The 2,698-nt window shown below is 57.6% G+C and carries 2 protein-coding genes; one reads left to right on the forward strand and one right to left on the reverse strand.

The genetic code is table 11. The annotated features are described in order from the left end of the window. The first annotated feature begins 277 nt into the window (after positions 1 to 277). The gene (locus VAE48_RS07905; RefSeq protein WP_322792778.1) at positions 278 to 1,921 is read left to right on the forward strand and encodes a ribonuclease J; all 1,644 of its coding nucleotides are present in this window, start codon (positions 278 to 280) and stop codon (positions 1,919 to 1,921) included. A 10-nt stretch (positions 1,922 to 1,931) separates the two neighbouring features. On the opposite strand, the gene VAE48_RS07910 is transcribed toward VAE48_RS07905, so the two are convergent. After that, positions 1,932 to 2,675, reverse strand: coding sequence for an aldo/keto reductase (locus VAE48_RS07910; RefSeq protein WP_322792779.1), 744 nt, complete (start codon positions 2,673 to 2,675; stop codon positions 1,932 to 1,934). Positions 2,676 to 2,698: the final 23 nt, after the last annotated feature.

The raw sequence follows: 2,698 nt of genomic DNA on the forward strand, positions 1-2,698 counted from the left end.
TATCTTCAAATGTTAAGAAAGCTCCCTGTCCACTTTTCAGCTTTAAACTGTCCAACTTTCAAGTTTAAATAACAACAACCCCGCGCGCTTTGACAGATTAGCCTTTTGATGTTAAAATATATCAACTGATTATAAAAAATCACTCAGGCGGGAACGTTTTCGTTCGTAAGCCCTGCAAATCTGGCGGGGTTTTGTTTTGAAACCTGAATTGAACCCTAAAAACACATCCATTGTGTTTTATAAAAAACTTTACAAAGGAATAAGAGTACACAAGTAAATGAAGGACAAAAAAATTCGGATTATCCCCCTCGGAGGTTTGGGGGAAGTTGGGCGTAACATGATGGTCTATGAATACGGCGATGACATCATCGTCGTGGATGCCGGCCTGATGTTCCCCGACAGTGACATGCTGGGGGTGGATTACATCATCCCCGATATCTCCTACCTTATCGAACGGCGCAACAAAATTCGCGCCATCATCATCACCCACGGGCACGAGGATCACACCGGCGCCATCCGCCACGTGATCGAGCAGATTCAGGCGCCCATTTACGCCACCCCGCTCACCCGCGGGTTGATCGAGGTCAAACTGGCCAAAAACGGTCTGCTCGACCGCGTCGAATTGCACACCGTGCAGGCCGGCGACACCCTGCAACTGGGCAGTTTCACCATCGAGTTTTTCCACGTCTGCCACTCGATTCCAGATGGCGTTGGGCTGGGCATTACCACCCCGCTCGGTCTGATTGTTCACCAGTCGGACTACAAGTTCGACCACACGCCGGTGGACGAAAAACCCAGCGATTACGCCAAGTTGGCCGAGTTTTCGCAGCGCGGCGTGCTGGCGCTGCTGGCCGATTCTACCAATGCCGAGCGCGCCGGCTGGACGCCTTCCGAAAAGGTGATTGACGAGGCCTTTGACCGCGTCTTCAAAGAAGCCCCCGGGCGCATCATCATTGCCAGCTTTGCCTCGCTCATCTCGCGCATGCAGCAGGCGGCCAACGCCGCTCAGCGCCACGGGCGCAAACTGGCATTTGCCGGCACCAGCATGGTGGATAATGTCAAAATGGCGCGCAAACTGGGCTATCTGAACATCCCCGAGAAATTGCAGGTGTCCATCGAGCAGGCGCTGACCCTGCCGCCCGAGCAGGTGGTCATCATGTGCACCGGTTCGCAGGGTGAGCCGTCTTCCATCATGGGGCGGCTTTCCACCGGCACCAACCGCCTGTTTGACATCATCCCCGGCGATACGGTCGTGCTTTCTTCACATCCCATCCCCGGCAACGAGGAAAATGTGTACCGGACGATTAACCGCCTGTTCCAGCGCGGCGCCAATGTGATTTACGAGGCCATTGCGCCGGTGCATGTTTCCGGGCACGCCAGCCAGGAAGAGATGAAACTGCTCATCCACCTGACCCGTCCCAAATTCCTCATCCCCATTCACGGCGAACTGCGCCAGCTGCATCAGCACGCATTGCTGGCTACGCAGGTTGGTATCCCGCGTGAGAACATTGCCGTCATCGAAAACGGACAGGTGCTGGAACTGGACGGCAAGAGCCTGCGGCTGGCTGAAAAAGTGCCGACCTCCTATGTCTTTGTGGAAGGCTCCAGTGTGGGCGAGGTGGATACCGATGTGATGCGCGAACGCGAGATTCTGGCGCGCGACGGCATCGTGCTGGTCAACGTGGTGTTGGACCGTTTCAGCGGCGGCCTGCGGCGCGAACCGCAAATTACCAGCCGCGGGTTCATGCTTTCGCGTGAGAGTGAAACGGTGATGGAAGAAGCCCGCAAACGGGTTTCCGGACTGATCGGCAGCAGTGTCAACGGCAACCTCAGCCGCGATATTGAGAAAGAGCTGAGCAATTACCTGTACAGCGAAACCCACCGCCGCCCGATGATTTACGTCACCGTTTCGCGCGAGTAAGCCGGCGCGTTTAACTTTCCAGCAGCTGACTGATTTCCGCCAGTTCTGCCGCGCTCAATTTCCATTCGAGCGCGCGCAGGTTGGCGGTGACCTGTTCCAGCCGCGTGGCGCCGGCAATCACCGAGCAGACGGCCGGCTGCGCCAGCAGCCAGGCGATGGCCAGTTCGTTCAGGCTGTGGCCGTGGTCTTTTGCCCAGATTTCCAGCCGTTCGATGCGGTCGTAAAACGCCTCGTTCATGAAGCCCTGCACATAGGCGGAACTTTCGCCGCGTGAGCCGGGCGGCGGGGGCTGCCCGCGCCGGTACTTGCCGGTCAGAAAGCCGCCTGCCAGTGGGAAGTACGGCACAAAACCGACCCCGCACTGGCGGCAGTAAGGCAGTACTTCGCGTTCTGCCTCGCGGTTGAGCAGGTTGTATTCCGATTGAATCACTGCAAAAGCCGTCCAGCCGCGCACCTCCGCCAGCAGGTTGGCATGCGCCAGCTGCCAGGCCGCGTAGTTGGAGCAGCCCAGATAGCGAACCTTGCCGGCGCGCACCAGATCGTCCAGCGCGCGCAGGGTTTCCTCGATGGGTGTGTTTTCGTCCCAGCGGTGGGTGTAGTACAGGTCAAGGTAGTCGGTTTGCAGGCGGCGCAGGCTGGCTTCCACCGCTTCCAGAATGTGGTGGCGCGAAAGGCCGCGCTCGTTGACGCCTTCGCCGGTGGGAAAGAAAACCTTGCTGGCGATGAAAAATTTTCGACGGCGGTTGCCTTTCAGGGCTTAGCCGATGGTTTCTTCCG

Source organism: Bellilinea sp. (assembly GCF_034432615.1).
GTDB lineage: Bacteria > Chloroflexota > Anaerolineae > Anaerolineales > Anaerolineaceae > Bellilinea.

Excerpts from the sequence above, each read along its gene's own strand:
- VAE48_RS07905 (WP_322792778.1), top strand. The coding sequence starts at position 278 with ATGAAGGACAAAAAAATTCGGATTATCCCCCTCGGAGGTTTGGGGGAA.